This window comes from Janibacter endophyticus (genome assembly GCF_016888335.1).
Taxonomy (GTDB): Bacteria; Actinomycetota; Actinomycetes; order Actinomycetales; family Dermatophilaceae; genus Marihabitans; species Marihabitans endophyticum.
The window spans coordinates 1588664-1603399 of the sequence record NZ_JAFEJG010000004.1 but is presented as its reverse complement, the minus strand read 5'-3'; the positions used below and the strand labels follow the sequence as shown (position 1 = coordinate 1603399).

Annotated in this window: 14 protein-coding genes, 1 tRNA gene and 1 pseudogene; 2 read left to right on the top strand and 14 right to left on the bottom strand. The window is 71.5% G+C overall.

Annotated elements, in window-relative coordinates; all coding sequences use genetic code 11:
* The 6 genes from leuS to JNO54_RS07740 form a co-directional block, all read right to left on the bottom strand.
* Positions 1-2904 (bottom strand): leucine--tRNA ligase, encoded by a 2904-nt coding sequence (gene leuS, locus JNO54_RS07765; protein WP_204143384.1) that lies wholly within the window; start codon positions 2902-2904, stop codon positions 1-3.
* 115 nt (positions 2905-3019) lie between these two features.
* Complete coding sequence (locus tag JNO54_RS07760; protein ID WP_204143383.1) at positions 3020-3496, bottom strand: DUF2505 domain-containing protein; 477 nt, start codon at positions 3494-3496, stop codon at positions 3020-3022.
* 7 nt (positions 3497-3503) lie between these two features.
* Positions 3504-4013: a lysoplasmalogenase gene (locus JNO54_RS07755; RefSeq protein ID WP_204143382.1), complete on the bottom strand. Its 510-nt coding sequence runs from the start codon at positions 4011-4013 to the stop codon at positions 3504-3506.
* A gap of 36 nt (positions 4014-4049) precedes the next feature.
* A complete protein-coding gene (locus JNO54_RS07750; protein ID WP_204143381.1) occupies positions 4050-5528 on the bottom strand; it encodes a gamma-aminobutyraldehyde dehydrogenase in 1479 nt (492 codons plus the stop codon).
* A gap of 16 nt (positions 5529-5544) precedes the next feature.
* Entirely contained in the window at positions 5545-6165 is a 621-nt protein-coding gene (locus JNO54_RS07745; RefSeq protein ID WP_204143380.1) for a YgjV family protein, read from the bottom strand.
* Between the two features lie 61 nt (positions 6166-6226).
* Positions 6227-6988 (bottom strand): ABC transporter permease, encoded by a 762-nt coding sequence (locus tag JNO54_RS07740; RefSeq protein ID WP_204143379.1) that lies wholly within the window; start codon positions 6986-6988, stop codon positions 6227-6229.
* 146 nt (positions 6989-7134) lie between these two features.
* On the opposite strand from JNO54_RS07740, the pseudogene JNO54_RS15120 reads away from it, so the two are divergent.
* Positions 7135-8318: pseudogene (locus tag JNO54_RS15120) on the top strand (IS481 family transposase).
* 37 nt (positions 8319-8355) lie between these two features.
* Here JNO54_RS15120 and JNO54_RS07730 read toward each other — a convergent pair.
* The 7 genes from JNO54_RS07730 to JNO54_RS07700 all read right to left on the bottom strand — a co-directional run bounded on the left by JNO54_RS07730 (position 8356) and on the right by JNO54_RS07700 (position 12488).
* Positions 8356-8428, bottom strand: a tRNA-Ala gene (locus tag JNO54_RS07730).
* A 116-nt stretch (positions 8429-8544) separates the two neighbouring features.
* Entirely contained in the window at positions 8545-9207 is a 663-nt protein-coding gene (locus JNO54_RS07725; protein WP_204143378.1) for a histidine phosphatase family protein, read from the bottom strand.
* Entirely contained in the window at positions 9204-9590 is a 387-nt protein-coding gene (rsfS, locus tag JNO54_RS07720) for a ribosome silencing factor (protein ID WP_204143377.1), read from the bottom strand. The genes JNO54_RS07725 and rsfS overlap by 4 nt, the downstream gene beginning before the upstream one ends.
* Positions 9587-10189: a nicotinate-nucleotide adenylyltransferase gene (nadD, locus tag JNO54_RS07715; RefSeq protein WP_307818111.1), complete on the bottom strand. Its 603-nt coding sequence runs from the start codon at positions 10187-10189 to the stop codon at positions 9587-9589. Before nadD ends, rsfS begins: the two co-directional genes overlap by 4 nt.
* A 2-nt stretch (positions 10190-10191) precedes the next feature.
* Positions 10192-10395 (bottom strand): hypothetical protein, encoded by a 204-nt coding sequence (locus tag JNO54_RS07710; RefSeq protein ID WP_204143375.1) that lies wholly within the window; start codon positions 10393-10395, stop codon positions 10192-10194.
* Between the two features lie 525 nt (positions 10396-10920).
* Positions 10921-12219 (bottom strand): glutamate-5-semialdehyde dehydrogenase, encoded by a 1299-nt coding sequence (locus tag JNO54_RS07705; protein ID WP_204143374.1) that lies wholly within the window; start codon positions 12217-12219, stop codon positions 10921-10923.
* A 92-nt stretch (positions 12220-12311) separates the two neighbouring features.
* On the bottom strand, positions 12312-12488 hold the full coding sequence (locus JNO54_RS07700; protein ID WP_204143373.1) for a hypothetical protein: 177 nt from the start codon (positions 12486-12488) through the stop codon (positions 12312-12314).
* Between the two features lie 70 nt (positions 12489-12558).
* On the opposite strand from JNO54_RS07700, the gene pdxY reads away from it, so the two are divergent.
* Complete coding sequence (gene pdxY, locus JNO54_RS07695; RefSeq protein WP_204143372.1) at positions 12559-13419, top strand: pyridoxal kinase PdxY; 861 nt, start codon at positions 12559-12561, stop codon at positions 13417-13419.
* Positions 13420-13590: 171 nt separating this feature from the next.
* On the opposite strand, the gene proB is transcribed toward pdxY, so the two are convergent.
* Entirely contained in the window at positions 13591-14736 is a 1146-nt protein-coding gene (proB, locus tag JNO54_RS07690; RefSeq protein WP_204143371.1) for a glutamate 5-kinase, read from the bottom strand.

Below are 14736 nucleotides of genomic sequence, written 5' to 3'. Positions count from 1 at the left end.
TCAGACCGGGACGACGTTGACGAGCTTGGGGGCCCGCACGATGACCGTGCGGATCCCGTCGGTGGTGGCGGCCTGGACCTTCTCCCGGGAGAGCGCGAGCTCGCGCAGGTCGTCCTCGCTGATGTCGCCCGGGACCTCGACCCGGTCGCGCACCTTGCCCTTGATCTGGATGACGCAGGTGACGCTCGCCTCGACCATCTTGCTCTCGTCGGCGACCGGGAAGTCGGCGTGCGTCAGCGACTCGTCGTGACCGAGCCGGCGCCACAGCTCCTCGGCGAGGTGCGGTGCGACCGGGGCCACCATGAGCACGAGCGCCTCGGCCGCCTCGCGCGGCACCTCGTCGAGCTTGGTGAGCGCGTTGTTCAGCTCGATGAGCCGGGCGATCGCCGTGTTGAAGCCCAGGCTCGCGTAGTCGGACCGCACGGCCGCGATCGTCTGGTGCAGGACCCGCTCGGTCGCGGCGTCCATCGGCGTGTCGACGACGACGAGCTCGCCGCTCTCCTCGTCGACGACGTTGCGCCACACCCGCTGGAGGAAGCGCTGCGCACCGACGACGGCCCGGGTCTCCCACGGCTTGCTCTGCTCGAGCGGGCCGAGCGACATCTCGTAGACGCGGAAGGTGTCGGCCCCGTACTGCTCGTACATCTCGTCCGGGCTGACCATGTTCTTCAGCGACTTGCCGATCTTGCCGTACTCCTGGGTGACCGCCTGACCCTGCCAGGTCCACCCCTTCGTCCCGCCCTCGGTGACGTGCTCCTCGACCTCGGCCGCCGGCACCGGCTGGCCGCGGTCGTCGCGATAGGCGTGCGCCTGGATGTAGCCCTGGGAGAAGTAGCGGCGGAAGGGCTCCTCGCTCGTGACGTGCCCGAGGTCGAAGAGAACCTTGTGCCAGAAGCGCGCGTAGAGCAGGTGGAGCACGGCGTGCTCGACGCCGCCGATGTAGAGGTCGACGCCGCCCGGGTCCTTCGCGCCCTCCGGCGCGCCCGCCACCGGCTCCGGCCGCGGCCCGACCCAGTAGGCCTCGTTGGCCGGGTCGACGAGCGCCTCGTCGTTGGCCGGGTCGAGGTAGCGCAGGTAGTACCAGCACGAGCCGGCCCAGTTGGGCATCGTGTTCGTCTCGCGGCGGTACCGCTTCGGGCCGTCGCCGAGGTCGAGCTCGACGTGGACCCAGTCCTCGGCGCGGCCGAGCGGGGCCTCCGGCTCCTTCGTCGAGTCCTCCGGGTCGAAGGTCTTCGGCGAGTAGTCGTCGACCTCGGGCAGCTCGACGGGCAGCATCGACTCGGGCACGGCGTGCGCGACGCCGTCCTCGTCGAAGACGATCGGGAAGGGCTCGCCCCAGTACCGCTGCCGCGAGAAGAGCCAGTCGCGCAGCTTGTAGCTCACGGTGCCGCGGCCGAAGCCCTTGTCCTCGAGCCAGGCGATGATCCGCTCCTTGGCCTCGGCGACGCCGAGCCCGTCGAGGCTCATCTCGTCGTTGGCCGAGGCGGTCGCCACGCCTTCGCCGGTGAAGGCACCGGAGTAGTCCGTGGCGGCGTCCACCGGCGCGATGACGTGGACGATCGGCAGCTCGAAGGCGGTCGCGTAGTCGAAGTCGCGCTGGTCGTGCGCGGGCACGGCCATGATCGCGCCGGTGCCGTAGCCCATGAGGACGTAGTCGGCGACGAAGACGGGGACCTGCTCGCCGTTGACCGGGTTGGTCGCGTAGGAGCCGGTGAAGACGCCGGTCTTGACCTTGTCCTCGATCTGGCGCTCGACGTCGCTCTTGCGGGCGGCCGCGCGGCGGTAGTCCTCGACGGCCGACGAAGGGCTCTCCGCACCGCCGGTCCACACCGGCCGGGTGCCCTCGGGCCAGGCCTGCGGGACGAGCCGCTCGACGAGGGGGTGCTCGGGGGCGAGCACCATGAAGGTCGCGCCGAAGAGGGTGTCGGGGCGGGTGGTGAAGACCTCGATGCCCGCCTGCTCGCCGTCGACCGTCGTCACGGGGAAGGTCACCGATGCGCCCTGGCTGCGACCGATCCAGTTGCGCTGCATGGCCTTGACCTTCTCCGGCCAGTCCACCCGGTCGAGGTCCTCGGCGAGACGGTCGGCGTAGGCGGTGATGCGCATCATCCACTGCCGCAGGTTGGCCTTGAAGACCGGGAAGTTGCCGCGCTCGGAGCGGCCGTCGGCGGTGACCTCCTCGTTGGCCAGGACGGTGCCCAGGCCGGGCGCCCAGTTGACCGGGGCGTGCGAGGTGTAGGCGAGCCGGTGCTCGTCGAGCACCTGGGCGCGCTGCGCGGACGAGAGCTCCGACCAGGTGCCGTCGTACCCCTTCGGCAGCGGGCGGCCGGCCTCGAAGGCCGCGACGAGCTCGCTGATCGGGCGGGCCCTGCCGAGTCCGCCGTCCGCGCGCACGGCCTGCTCGTCGTACCAGGCGTCCCAGATCTGCAGGAAGATCCACTGCGTCCATCGGTAGTAGTCGGGGTCGATCGTCGCGAAGGCGCGACGGTCGTCGTGGCCGAGCCCGAGACGACGCAGCTGGCGCTTCATCGTCACCATGTTCTGGTCGGTGGTGACGCGCGGGTGCTGGCCGGTCTGCACGGCGAACTGCTCCGCGGGCAGGCCGAAGGCGTCGTAGCCGAGGCAGTGCAGGACGTTCTTGCCGAGCATCCGGTTGAAGCGCGAGTACACGTCGGTCGCGATGTACCCGAGCGGGTGGCCGACGTGCAGCCCGGCACCCGAGGGGTAGGGGAACATGTCGAGGACGAGCAGGTGGTCGTCGTAGCCGGCGACCCGGTCGGGCTCGGCCCACGGGCCGGCCGGGTTCGGCGCCCGGAAGACGCCGAGCTCCTCCCACCGGTCCTGCCAGGCGAGCTCGATCTCGTCGGCCAGTTCGGCGGTGTAACGGTGCGGGGTCTCGCTCATCGGTCCTTCGTCTCTCGCAGGGGTCCGCCCGGTGCTGCGGTGGCAGCCGGCCGACGCTCGCAGGATACCGACCGGAGGGGGGTGCGCCGCGGCCCGGTCGGCCCGGGCGAAGGGGTTACCGGTCGCCCTGCAGCCAGGCGACGCCGACGCGGTGCTCGGCGTCCCAGCCGTGGGCGAGCTTGTCGGCGAGGAGCTTCTCGATCCTGCCGCCGAGCAGAGGGACCTTCGCGGTGGCCTCGCCCTCGAAGACGTCGAGCGTGCCGTCGCCGTCCTCGACCAGCGAGCGGGTCCCGCGGATGCTCGCCGGCAGGCCCGTCGTCGCGATGGTCATCAGGGCCTCGTACACGTCGTCGGCCCAGTCCTCGGTCTGGGTGATGTGCAGCTCGACGTCGCCGATGAGCTTGCGCGCGAATGCGGGGATCTCGTCGTCGGGACGCCGGGCGTCGACGGTGACGCGGCCGCCGGCGACGGTGGCGCTCGCCGAGATCGCGCCCTGGGCCAGGGTGGCTCGTTCACGGAAGTCCGGATCGGTGAGCATCTCGCAGACCTGGTCGACGGATGCGGCGTACCGGACGGAGTGGGTGATCTTCATCCACCCATCATGACGCCTGGCGCACCGCTCCAGCGGCGACGAGGGCCTGTCCGAGCAGGTACGGGACCATGATCTTCAGCCCCGGGTCGTCGAGCGGCTCGACGAAGCTGTGGACCGCGATAACCGTGTCGCTCACGACGAAGAGGCTGGCGCCGGCCCCGACGAGCGGGTTGCCCGTCGACCAGGCCGCGAGGCTCATCACCCCCATCCGGCGGAAGGCCTCGATGTAGGCGAGGTGGCCGACGAGGAAGGACGAGAGCCCGGCGAGGAAGGAGCGCTGGTCCTCGCGGAGCAGGAGCACGTCGCCACCGAGCCCGAAGGCCTGCCCGACGAGCACCGGGGCCCCCCACCGCTTCTCGGGCAGCCCGGCCTCCACGCACGCCAGGGCCAGCGTCGGCATCGCGGCGGGCTTGGCGACGAGCTCGAGCTTTCGCCGGTCGGTCGCGACGGCCACCCAGTCGGCGGCGAAGGCGCCCGCGGCGAGGGTCCAGGCGGCGGCACGGCGAAGGGAGGGCATCGGGCCACCCTACGTGGCCCCTACCCGCCGGTAGCCTCAGGCGCCGCGGAAGATCGTGCGGTGCCACTCCTTGCGCGCCGTCCCGGTGATGTCGGTCATGACGTGCTTGACCTGCGTGTACTCCTCGAAGGAGTAGTGCGACATGTCCTTGCCGAAGCCGGACTGCTTGTACCCGCCGTGCGGCATCTCGCTGATGATCGGGATGTGGTCGTTGACCCACACGCAGCCCGCCTGGATCTCGCGGGTCGCCCGGCCGGCGCGGTAGACATCGGTCGTCCAGGCGGAGGCGGCCAGCCCGTAGACGGTGTCGTTGGCCAGGGCGATCGCCTCGTCGTCGGTGTCGAAGGGGACGACGGTGAGCACGGGGCCGAAGATCTCGTCCGTGACGATCTCGCTGTCCGGGGCAGCACCGGTGATGAGGGTGGGCCGGTAGTACGCCCCCTTCGCCAGGTCACCGTCGGCCGGCGACCGTCCCCCGCAGACGACCGTGGCGTAGCCCCGAGCCCGCTCGACCATGCCGGCGACCTTGTCGCGGTGCTCGAAGGAGATGAGCGAGCCGAGGTCGCTCCCCTCGTCCCGGGTGGGGCCGAGGACGACCTGCTCGAACAGCTCGGCGACGCCCTCGACGAAGGCGTCGTGCAGGTTGCGGTGGACGATGGCACGGGTCGCGGCGGTGCAGTCCTGGCCGCTGTTGATGAGGGACCCGGCGACCGCGCCGTGGACAGCGGCCTCGAGGTCGGCGTCCTCGAAGACGACGAAGGGGGCCTTGCCCCCGAGCTCGAGGTGGACGCGCTTCGCGTTCGTCGCGGCCGCCTCGAGGACGGTGCGGCCGACCCGGGTGGAGCCGGTGAAGGAGACCATCGAGACGTCGTCGTGGCGCATCAGGTGGGCACCGGCGTCGGCGCCCCGGCCGGTGACGACGTTGACGACCCCGGCCGGGACCCCGGCGTCGAGGAAGGCCTGGGCGAAGAGGACCGAGGTCGTCGGCGTGAGCTCGCTCGGCTTGAGGACGATCGTGTTGCCGGCGGCGACGGCCGGGAGGATCTTCCACGCGGCCATCTGGAGCGGGTAGTTCCACGGCGCGATGGAGCCGACGACGCCGATGGGCTCGCGGCGCAGCGTCGAGGTGTGGTCAGCGCTGTACTCGCCGCTGGCCATCCCGCTGAGGTGGCGGGCCGCCCCCGCGAAGAAAGCGACGTTGTCGATGCTGCCGGGCACGTCGAACTCGCGGGAGAGCCGGATCGGCTTGCCGCACTGGGCGGTCTCGGCCTGGGCCAGCTCCTCGGCCCGGCTCTCGAGGATCTCTGCCGTCTTCGCGAGCAGGCCAGAGCGCTCGGCCGGGGTGACCCGCGACCACTCCTCGAAGGCGCGGCCGGCCGCGGCCACCGCGTCGTCGACGTCACCGGTGGAGGCGAGGTCGACGCTGCCGAGGGACTCACCCGTCGAGGGGTCGAGGAGATCGATCTCCTCCCCCGCCGACCCGGTGCGGACCTGTCCGTCGATGAGCTGGTACATCGTTCTCCCTTCGCCGTCAGGTGACGGTGAGCTCGAAGTGGTCCCCGGCGCGGGTGAAGCCGAGCCGGTCGTAGTACGGCCCCACCATCCCGGGCGGGGTCTTCACCCGACGGTATCCGCTGCTCCTGATCGGTCCCGATGGGCCGAAGACGAACTCGCCCGGGCTGCGGTCGCGGTAGCGCGGTGTCACGTAGTCGAGGAGCACCTGCGCGACCCCGTCGGGCTCGGCCCGCACGATCGTCACGCCGACGGTCTCGTCCCCGGTGAGGACGAGGTAGGCGTCGTCACCGGCGAAGGGGTCGTGGACGAACCCCGGTGTGAAGCGGCGGATGTCGGCCTCGTGGACGCGCAGCACGTGGCGCAGGTAGGTGTCGTCACCGTCCACCTGGAGGATCTCGTAGGCGCGCTCGTCGTGCCGGTCCCGGGCCGCGCGGACGAGGTGCCAGAGGTTCACCGCGGCGAGGACGACGTTGAGCCCGACCATGGGCCAGACCCCGACGACGGCGTTGTAGCCGACGAGCACGAGGCACCCGACGAGGTTGATCCAGCGCAGCCGGTGCAGGTTGGTCTGGACCAGCGAGACGACGAGGATCGCCGACCCGACCCAGCCGATGACCTCGAGGAGCGTTCGATCCATCCCCGGAGGTTATCTGCCGGCTCCCCGAGGTGTGAGGAGCTCTGCGACGAGCCTCGAAGGGTCAGGCGCGGGCGCCCGGCACCGTCGGCGACCCGCTCGCGAAGCGGCTCACGATGATGCCGGCGATCGTCATCGTCAGGGCGATGCCGGCGAGGACGACGAGCTGGAACTTCGCGGCCTCGAGCGGGCTGGCCCCGCCCATGATCGCCCCGACGAAGGCCCCCGGCAGCGTGACGAGCCCGGTGCTGCGGGTCTGGTCGAGGTTGGGGATGAGCATCTCGTGCACGGCGTGCCGGCCGATGTCGTCGTGCGCCTGACGGGGCGTGGCACCGAGCGCCAGCCACCCCTGGATCTCGTCGGAGCGCTCGCCCGCGAGGGTCCGGAACTGCCGGCCGGCGAGGGTCGTCGCGCTCATCGCGTTGCCGATGACGATGCCCGCGACGGCGACGAGGTAGCGCACCGTCCAGTCCATGAGGTGCAGGCCGAAGACGAGGACGATCGTCACGAGCGCCCCGACGACGACGGCGACGACGGCCGCCTGCCGTCCGCGGTAGAGCTCGCTGATCCGGCCCCCGGAGGTCAGTGACGCGGTCGTCAGCATGAGCAGGACGAAGAGGGCGACGGTCCAGCCGGTCGCGAGCACCCCCGAGAGGAGCGCGGCGACGACGGCGAGCTGGAGGGTGGCGCGCAGGATCGCGGTGACGGGGGTCCAGCCGAGCCGGACGCGGGCCCACCGCTGGAGGCCGAGCGTCAGGGCGGTGAGGACGAGCAGCCCGGCGAGGAAGGCGACCTCTCCCACCCATCCGTCCGTCAGCTCGATCACCCGCCCCACCCTGCCACGGCACGACAAAAGGCCCGGACCGGGTGGTCCGAGCCTTGTCGTGCGGTGGAGCTGAGGGTGTCGAGTCTCATGACATAGGAAACCCATGTGTCGAGACATAGGAAACCTCGGCCGGGTCGGATGCGTGCATGTCGAAGGCGCGTCTGGTCATCACCGCGGTCACCGTCCAGGGCCTGACTCAGGCCGAGGCTGCTACGCGATACGGGGTGTCCAAAGGGTGGGTATCCAAGGTGATGGCCCGCTACCGTGCGGAGGGCGAAGCCGCGTTCGAACCCCGCTCACGACGTCCGCGCAGCAACTCCCGCGCCTACCCGGCCGAAGTCATCGACGCCGTCCTGACCGAACGCGACCGCTTGACCCGCAGCGGCCACGACAACGGGCCGGCGACCATCGCCTGGCACCTGCAGCAAGCCGGCACGCCCGTCCCCTCACAGGCGACGATCTACCGGATCCTGCGTCAGCACGAACGCATCCGCCCCGAACCGAAGAAGAGACCCAAGTCCTCATACACCCGCTTCGAAGCAGACCTGCCCAACCAGTGCTGGCAGTCCGACACCACCCACTACCCCCTTACCGACGGCACCGATGCCGAGGTCATCACCTGGCTCGACGACCACTCCCGGTACGCCCTGCACACCACCGCCCACCACCCCGTCACCGCAGCAACCGTCCTGGCCACCTTCCGCGCCACCATCGACGAGCACGGCTGCCCCGCAAGCACCTGACCGACAACGCCATGATCTACACCGTCCGTCACGCCGGCCGGACCTCCCGCGGCGGACGCAACATCTTCGAGCACGAACTCGCAGCCCTGGGCGTGCAACAGAAGAACGGCCGCGGCAACCACCCCCAGACCCAGGGCAAGGTCGAACGCTTCCAGCAGACCCTCAAGAAATGGCTCCGCAAGCAACCCGCCCAACCCGCCACCCTCGACCAGCTCCAAGCCCAGCTCGACCAGTTCCGCCACGAGTACAACCACGACCGACCCCACGCATCCCTGAACCGCCGCACCCCCGCAGCCGCCTACCAGGCTCGCCCCAAAGCCACCCCACCCGACGAACCCACAGACCGGACCCACAACCGAATCCGCACCGACAAGGTCAACGAAGGCACCGTCACCCTGCGCCACGCCGGCCGACTGCACCACATCGGCATCGGAAGAGCCCACAACGGCCAACCCGTCCTGCTCCTGATCCAAGACCGCGACATCACCGTCATCCACGCCCACACCGGCGAACTCATCCGCGAACTCGTCCTCAACCCCACCAAGGACTACCAACCCCAAAACCAAAGGAAACCCCCGAACCCGTAGGTTCGAGGGTTTCCTATGTCCCGATACAGGACAGCGGTGGAGCTGAGGGGATTCGAACCCCTGACCCCCTCCATGCCATGGAGGTGCGCTACCAACTGCGCTACAGCCCCGAGCGTGACGCTCAGCGTCCCCCGAAGGGGACTGCGCGAGTTTACCCAGACACCCCCCTTCGCCACCAAATCGGCCAGTCTGCTCCCTGAGGTGCGAGCCGGCGAGCCTCGGAGGGTCAGGCGGTGACGCCGTCGCTCTCGATGGTCTCGGCGGGGGCGCCGGCGTTCCACTCCACGATCCGCCAGCCGCTCCGGCCCTCCTCGAGGAGCACCCAGTGGCAGTTGCGCAGGCCGCCGAGGGCCAGCCACGCCTGCTGCTGGTCGAGCCCGACGAGGTCGGCGGCCAGGGTGCGCCCGGTGACGCCGTGGGTCGCGAGGACGACGCACTCCCCCGGCTCCATGGCGGCGAGGACCTCCTCGACGAGGGCCCGGGCCCGCTCGGCGACCTCGGCGACGGTCTCGCCGTCACCACCGCGCCGGAAGTCCTCACCCGTGAGGAGCCGCTCGGCGTCCTCGGGGTACTGCTCACGGACCTGGTCGCCGGTCATGCCCTGCCAGGCGCCCGCGTGGATCTCGCGCAGCCGGGCGTCGGTCGTGATCGGCACGCCGCAGGCAGCGGCGACGTCCTGGCCGGTGACCTGGGCGCGGCGCAGGTCCGAGGAGACGACCCGGACGGGACGAAGGGGGATGAGCGCGCGGGCAGCCGCTCGGGCCTGGGCGTGCCCGCGGGCGGAGAGCTCGTGGTCGAGCTGGCCCTGCCAGACCCCGGCGGCGTTGGAGTCGGTCTCGCCGTGGCGCAGGACGACGAGGCGGCGGGCCGCGCTCGCGTCACCGATCACGAGGCGGTGCCCTCGCCGGAGCTCGTCTCGATGCCGAGGTCGATGACCGGGCAGTCCTTCCAGAGGCGCTCGAGCTCGTAGTAGGCCCGCTCCTCCTCGTGCTGGACGTGGACGACGATGTCGCCGAAGTCGAGCAGCACCCAGCGGCCCTCGCGGGCGCCCTCGCGACGCAACGGCTTGACGTCGATCTCGCGCAGGGCCTCCTCGACGGCGTCGACGATGGAGCCGACCTGGCGCTCGTTGTCGGCCGAGACGATGAGGAAGATGTCGGTCAGCGGCATCTGGCCGCTGACGTCGAGGGCGACGACCGACTCGGCGATCTTGTCGGCGGCGGCGCGCCCGGCGATGGTGGCGAGCTCACGGGCTCGGGGGGTGGCACTCACGTGGTCGTGGTCTCCGTGTCGTCTGCGGTGTAGAGGGCGTACTTGTTGATGTACTGCACGACGCCGTCGGGCACGAGGTACCACACGGGCTCGCCGTCGGCGACGCGGTCGCGGCAGTCGGTCGAGGAGATCGCCATGGCGGGGACCTCCTGGAGGGTGACCTTGTCCTCGGGCAGCCCCGACTCGCTGAGCTCGTAGCCGGGGCGGGTCACGCCGATGAAGTGCGCAAGGTCGAAGAGCTCGTCCGCGTCCTTCCAGGACAGGATCTGCGCCAGGGCGTCGGCCCCGGTGATGAAGAAGAGCTCGTCGTCGGGCCGGGCCGCGCGCAGGTCGCGCAGCGTGTCGATCGTGTAGGTGGGGCCGTCTCGGTCGATGTCGACCCGGCTCACGGTGAAGCCTGGGTTGCTCGCCGTCGCGACGACGGTCATGAGGTATCGGTGCTCGGCCGGCGAGACCTCACGGTCGGCCTTCTGCCAGGGCTGCCCGGTCGGGACAAAGACGACCTCGTCGAGGTCGAAGAGGGACTGCACCTCAGAGGCCGCCACGAGGTGCCCGTGGTGGATGGGGTCGAAGGTCCCACCCATGACGCCGAGGCGCACGGTCAGTGGGCGCCGGTGTCCGTGTGGTGCTCGTCGCTGGGGGCGTTGGGGACCTTGGCGGCGGTGCCGCGGAAGGACCAGAGCGCACCGAGACCGGCGGCGAAGAGGGCGAGCGCGATCCCGCCGAAGCCCCAGTGGCTGAAGGGCAGCTCGTTGTGCTCCAGGGGTGCGATCTCGGCGGCGTACGACGCGACAGTGCTCAGCATGGGGCCATGCTACCCGCGCCCGGGGTCCCTCGGGACGGCCACCCGCCGGGACGGACGGGGCGCCGGCACGTCGTGCACAGGCTCCGTGCACAGAGGTGTGCACAGAGACGAGGTTGCGCCGCTGCTCCTGTGGAGAACCTGTGGCCCGCGGTCCGCTCGGCGCACAGGCCCGGGAGCCGGTTGATCGGGGTGGGGCGCAGCGGGTAGACATCACCTGCACCCAGCCACGGCGACTTCCCCCACCAGGTTGCGTCGGGCAGCACGGGTGGTGGGGATAACGGACCTGCACCGGCGCGCGAGCGCGACGGCGGCCTCGGCTGCCGGGTGACCGCAGGGACGGACCCTCGCCGCTCGAGGCCCGGGCCGTCCGGCGCACACGCGCCGTCGCTCGTCACCGCGGAGCCACGCGACTGACGGTCCCCGCCACGCGCGCAAGGGCCCCTCCGGATCACCGGAGGGGCCCTTCGCCATGCCCCACCCCCTCGTCCCTGTCCGGCAGGTTGGCCCAACCTGCCGGCGCACGGGTCAGCGGATGTGGCCCTCGCCCTCGACGACCCACTTCGTCGTCGTGAGCTCGGGCAGCGCCATCGGGCCGCGGGCGTGCAGCTTCTGCGTCGAGATGCCGATCTCCGCGCCGAAGCCGAACTCGCCGCCGTCGGTGAACCGGGTCGACGCGTTGACCATCACCGCGGCCGCGTCGACCTCGGCGACCCAGCGGCGGGCGGCGGCGCGGTCCTCGGTGACGATCGCCTCGGTGTGGCCGGTGCCGTAGCGCCGGACGTGCTCGAGCGCCGCGTCGAGGTCGGGCACGACGGCGACGCTCATCTCCAGCCCGTGGAACTCCGTCGCGAAGGCCTCGTCCGTCACCGGGGTGCTCGCCACCCCTTCGGCCTGGGCGGCCCGGCCCGCCGCCTCGTCGGCGTGCAGGACGACGTCGGCGTCACCGAGCGCCCGCAGGACCCGCGGGAGGAAGTCCGCGGCGACCGCCTCGTGGACGAGGAGCGACTCGGCGGCGTTGCACACGCTCGGCCGGTGGGTCTTGGAGTTGACCGCGATCGCGAGCGCCTTGTCGAGATCCGCGCCCGCGTCGACGTAGACGTGGCAGTTGCCGATGCCGGTCTCGATGACGGGCACCGTCGAGCCGAGCACGACGGACTCGATCAGACCCGCTCCCCCACGCGGGATGAGCAGGTCGACGAGCCCTCGGGCAGTCATGAGCGCCGTGACGGTGCCGTGGCCCCCCTCGAGCAGCTGGACGGCGTCGGCGGGCAGCCCGGCGGCGGTGAGCGCCTCGCGGAGCACCTCGACGAGGACCCGGTTGCTGCTCGCGGCCGCGCTGCCACCGCGCAGGATGACGGCGTTGCCGGACTTCAGGCCAAGGCCGGCGGCGTCGACGGTGACGTTGGGGCGGGCCTCGTAGATCATCCCGACGACGCCCATCGGCACCCGGACCTGCCGGATCTGCATGCCGTTGGCCAGGGTCGAGCCGCGGACGACCTCGCCGACCGGGTCGGGCAGCCCGGCGACGTCACGGAGCGCCTGGGCGATGGCCCGGACCCGTCCGTCGTCCAGCCGCAGGCGGTCCTGGAGGCTCTCTGTCATCCCACCGGCCTGGCCGCGGGCGATGTCCTCGGCGTTGGCTGTGACGATGCGCGGGACCGCGGTGTCGAGCGCGTCGGCGAGGGCGAGCAGTGCGGCGTCCTTCTCGGCGCGGGTGAGCAGGGCGAGCTGGCGGGCGGCGGCGCGGGAGCGGGTCGCGAGCTCGCGGACGAGCTCGACGTCCTGCTCGCTGGCGGGCGCCGGTCCGGTCGTCGTGGCGGTCATGCCGCCAAATCTAGGCGACCGTGCCGTCAGGGCCGGTGTCGTCCCGCTCCGCGGGAAGGGCCGAAGGGGTGGCCTCACCCTGCGGGATCGGCTCACCCTCGCGCGCGGTGCCCGGGCGGGAAGCACTGGATGATGCTGGGGTCGAGGGGTCGGTGCTCGACGGGGTCGGCCTGCTTGTTGCGGACGACCGCGGCGATGACGAGGCCGATGACGAGGAGCAGCAGGACGACGCCGACGACAACGACGACGACGACAGGCATCGCGCTCATGGGACTCTCCGGGGGTGCGATCCGGCGGGCGTGGCCTCCAGTGTGACCCGAGAAGAGGCACAATGCTCCGGTGAGCACGACGATTCTCTCGATCCAGTCCTCCGTCGCCTACGGGCACGTCGGGAACTCCGCGTCCGTCTTCCCCATGCAGCGGCTCGGGGTGGAGGTCTGGCCGGTGAGCACCGTGCTCTTCAGCAACCACACCGGCTACGGCGAGTGGCGCGGCCCCCTCGTCCCGCCGGAGGACGTGCGCGAGGTCATCTCCGGCATCGGTGAGCGTGGCGCCTTCCCGGAGGTCGACGCGGTCCTCTCCGGCTACCAGGGCGGGGTGCAGATCGGCGACGTCATCCTCGACGCCGTCGCCCAGGTCAAGGCGGCCAACCCCTCCGCGATCTACGCGTGCGACCCGGTGATGGGCAACGCGAAGTCGGGCTGCTTCGTCCACCCCGACATCCCCGTGCTCCTCCGCGAGCGGGTGGTGCCGCAGGCCGACCTCATCACGCCCAATCAGTTCGAGCTGGGCTTCCTCACCGGCACCGAGCCCGCCGACCTGGAGTCGACGCTGGCCTCCGTCGACGCGGCCCGCGCGATGGGCCCGTCGACGGTGCTCGTCACGTCGGTGCTCCAGCCCGACCGCCCGGAGGACACGATCGAGATGCTCGCCGTCCATGGCGACGGCGCGTGGATCGTGCGCACCGAGCACCTGCCGATCAAGTGCAACGGCTCCGGTGACGTCACGGCCGCGCTCTTCACGACCCACCTGCTCCAGTCCGGCGGCGACGCCGAGGTCGCCCTCGGCCGCACGGCGAGCAGCGTCTGGGACCTCGTGAAGCGGACCCTCGACTCCGGGCGGCGCGAGCTCCAGCTCGTCCAGAGCCAGGAGGAGATCGCTCACCCGCGGATGCAGTTCGAGGTCACCCGCGTCCGCTGACCCTCCCTCCCCCTCCCCTGATCGCACGAGCCAAGGCTCCTACCCTCTCCTGATCGCACGAGCCTTGGCTCGTGCGCACCGTTTGGGCGAAGAGGTGAGGTACGAGCCTTGGCTCGTGCGAAGGGGTGGGCGAGCGGGGTGGGGGCGGGCCCGGACCGCCCCGCCGACGGGTCAGCGGGAGGTCAGCGCGAGATGGTCGCGGTGGATCGCCTCGCGCTCGTACTGCGCCCCGAGCTCGGCCGCGATCTCCTTCGTCGACCGTCCGAGCATCTGCGGCAGGTCGGTGGACGAGTAGCTGGAGAGCCCGCGGGCGACGACAGCGCCGTCCGGGCCGACGACGTCGACGACGTCACCCTCGGCGAAGCTGCCCCGGATCTCGACGATCCCGGCTGGCAGGAGCGACTTGCCGCGCTCGGTCAGCGCGGTGACGGCGCCGGCGTCGACGACGAGCGCTCCCCGCGAGGTCGTCGCGTGCTGCAGCCACCAGGTCCGGTTGGGCCGGCGACGGCGCGCCGGCACGAAGACCGTCCCGACGTCCTCGCCGGCGAGCGCGCGGCCGATGTCGGGGGTCGCGGCGAGGACGGCGCTGATCCCGGCCGCGTTTGCGATCGAGGCCGCCTCGACCTTGGTCTGCATCCCCCCGGTCCCGACACGGGAGCCACGGGCGCTGACGTCGATGTCCTTGAGCTGGTCACGACCGCGGACGACGGCGATCCGACGGGCGCCCGGACGGTCCGGCTTGTCGGTGTAGAGCGCGTCGACGTCGGTGAGGAGCACCAGGGTGTCGGCCCCGATGAGGTGGGCGACGAGGGCGGCGAGCCGGTCGTTGTCGCCGAACTTGATCTCGCTCGTCGCGACCGTGTCGTTCTCGTTGATGATCGGGACGATCCCGAGCGTGAGGAGCCGGTCGAGCGTGCGACGCGCGTTGGTGTAGTGACCGCGACGGGTGGTGTCGTCGGCGGTGAGGAGGACCTGTCCGACGTGCAGCCCGTGGCGGCGGAAGGCGGCGTCGTAGGCGGCGACCAGCACGCCCTGCCCCACGCTCGCGGCCGCCTGCTGGGTCGCGAGGTCGCGCGGACGCCGGGCCAGCCCGAGCGGGCCGATCCCCGCCGCGATCGCGCCGGAGGAGACGAGCACGACCTGGACACCCTCCGCGACCCGGCCGGCGATGGCGTCGACGATCGCGGTGACCCGCTCGCCGTCGAGATGACCGCCGTCGGCGTTGGTCAGCGACGACGAGCCCACCTTGACGACGACACGACGGGCCTGCGCCACGCGGGCGCGCGCCTGCTCGTCGGTGATCTCCAGCGGGGTCAT

Excerpts from the sequence above, each read along its gene's own strand:
- JNO54_RS07760 (WP_204143383.1), bottom strand. The coding sequence starts at position 3,496 with ATGAAGATCACCCACTCCGTCCGGTACGCCGCATCCGTCGACCAGGTC.
- leuS (WP_204143384.1), bottom strand. The coding sequence starts at position 2,904 with ATGAGCGAGACCCCGCACCGTTACACCGCCGAACTGGCCGACGAGATC.
- JNO54_RS07755 (WP_204143382.1), bottom strand. The coding sequence starts at position 4,013 with ATGCCCTCCCTTCGCCGTGCCGCCGCCTGGACCCTCGCCGCGGGCGCC.
- JNO54_RS07700 (WP_204143373.1), bottom strand. The coding sequence starts at position 12,488 with ATGAGCGCGATGCCTGTCGTCGTCGTCGTTGTCGTCGGCGTCGTCCTG.
- proB (WP_204143371.1), bottom strand. The coding sequence starts at position 14,736 with ATGACCCCGCTGGAGATCACCGACGAGCAGGCGCGCGCCCGCGTGGCG.
- JNO54_RS07750 (WP_204143381.1), bottom strand. The coding sequence starts at position 5,528 with ATGTACCAGCTCATCGACGGACAGGTCCGCACCGGGTCGGCGGGGGAG.
- JNO54_RS07710 (WP_204143375.1), bottom strand. The coding sequence starts at position 10,395 with ATGCTGAGCACTGTCGCGTCGTACGCCGCCGAGATCGCACCCCTGGAG.
- JNO54_RS07705 (WP_204143374.1), bottom strand. The coding sequence starts at position 12,219 with ATGACCGCCACGACGACCGGACCGGCGCCCGCCAGCGAGCAGGACGTC.
- JNO54_RS07745 (WP_204143380.1), bottom strand. The coding sequence starts at position 6,165 with ATGGATCGAACGCTCCTCGAGGTCATCGGCTGGGTCGGGTCGGCGATC.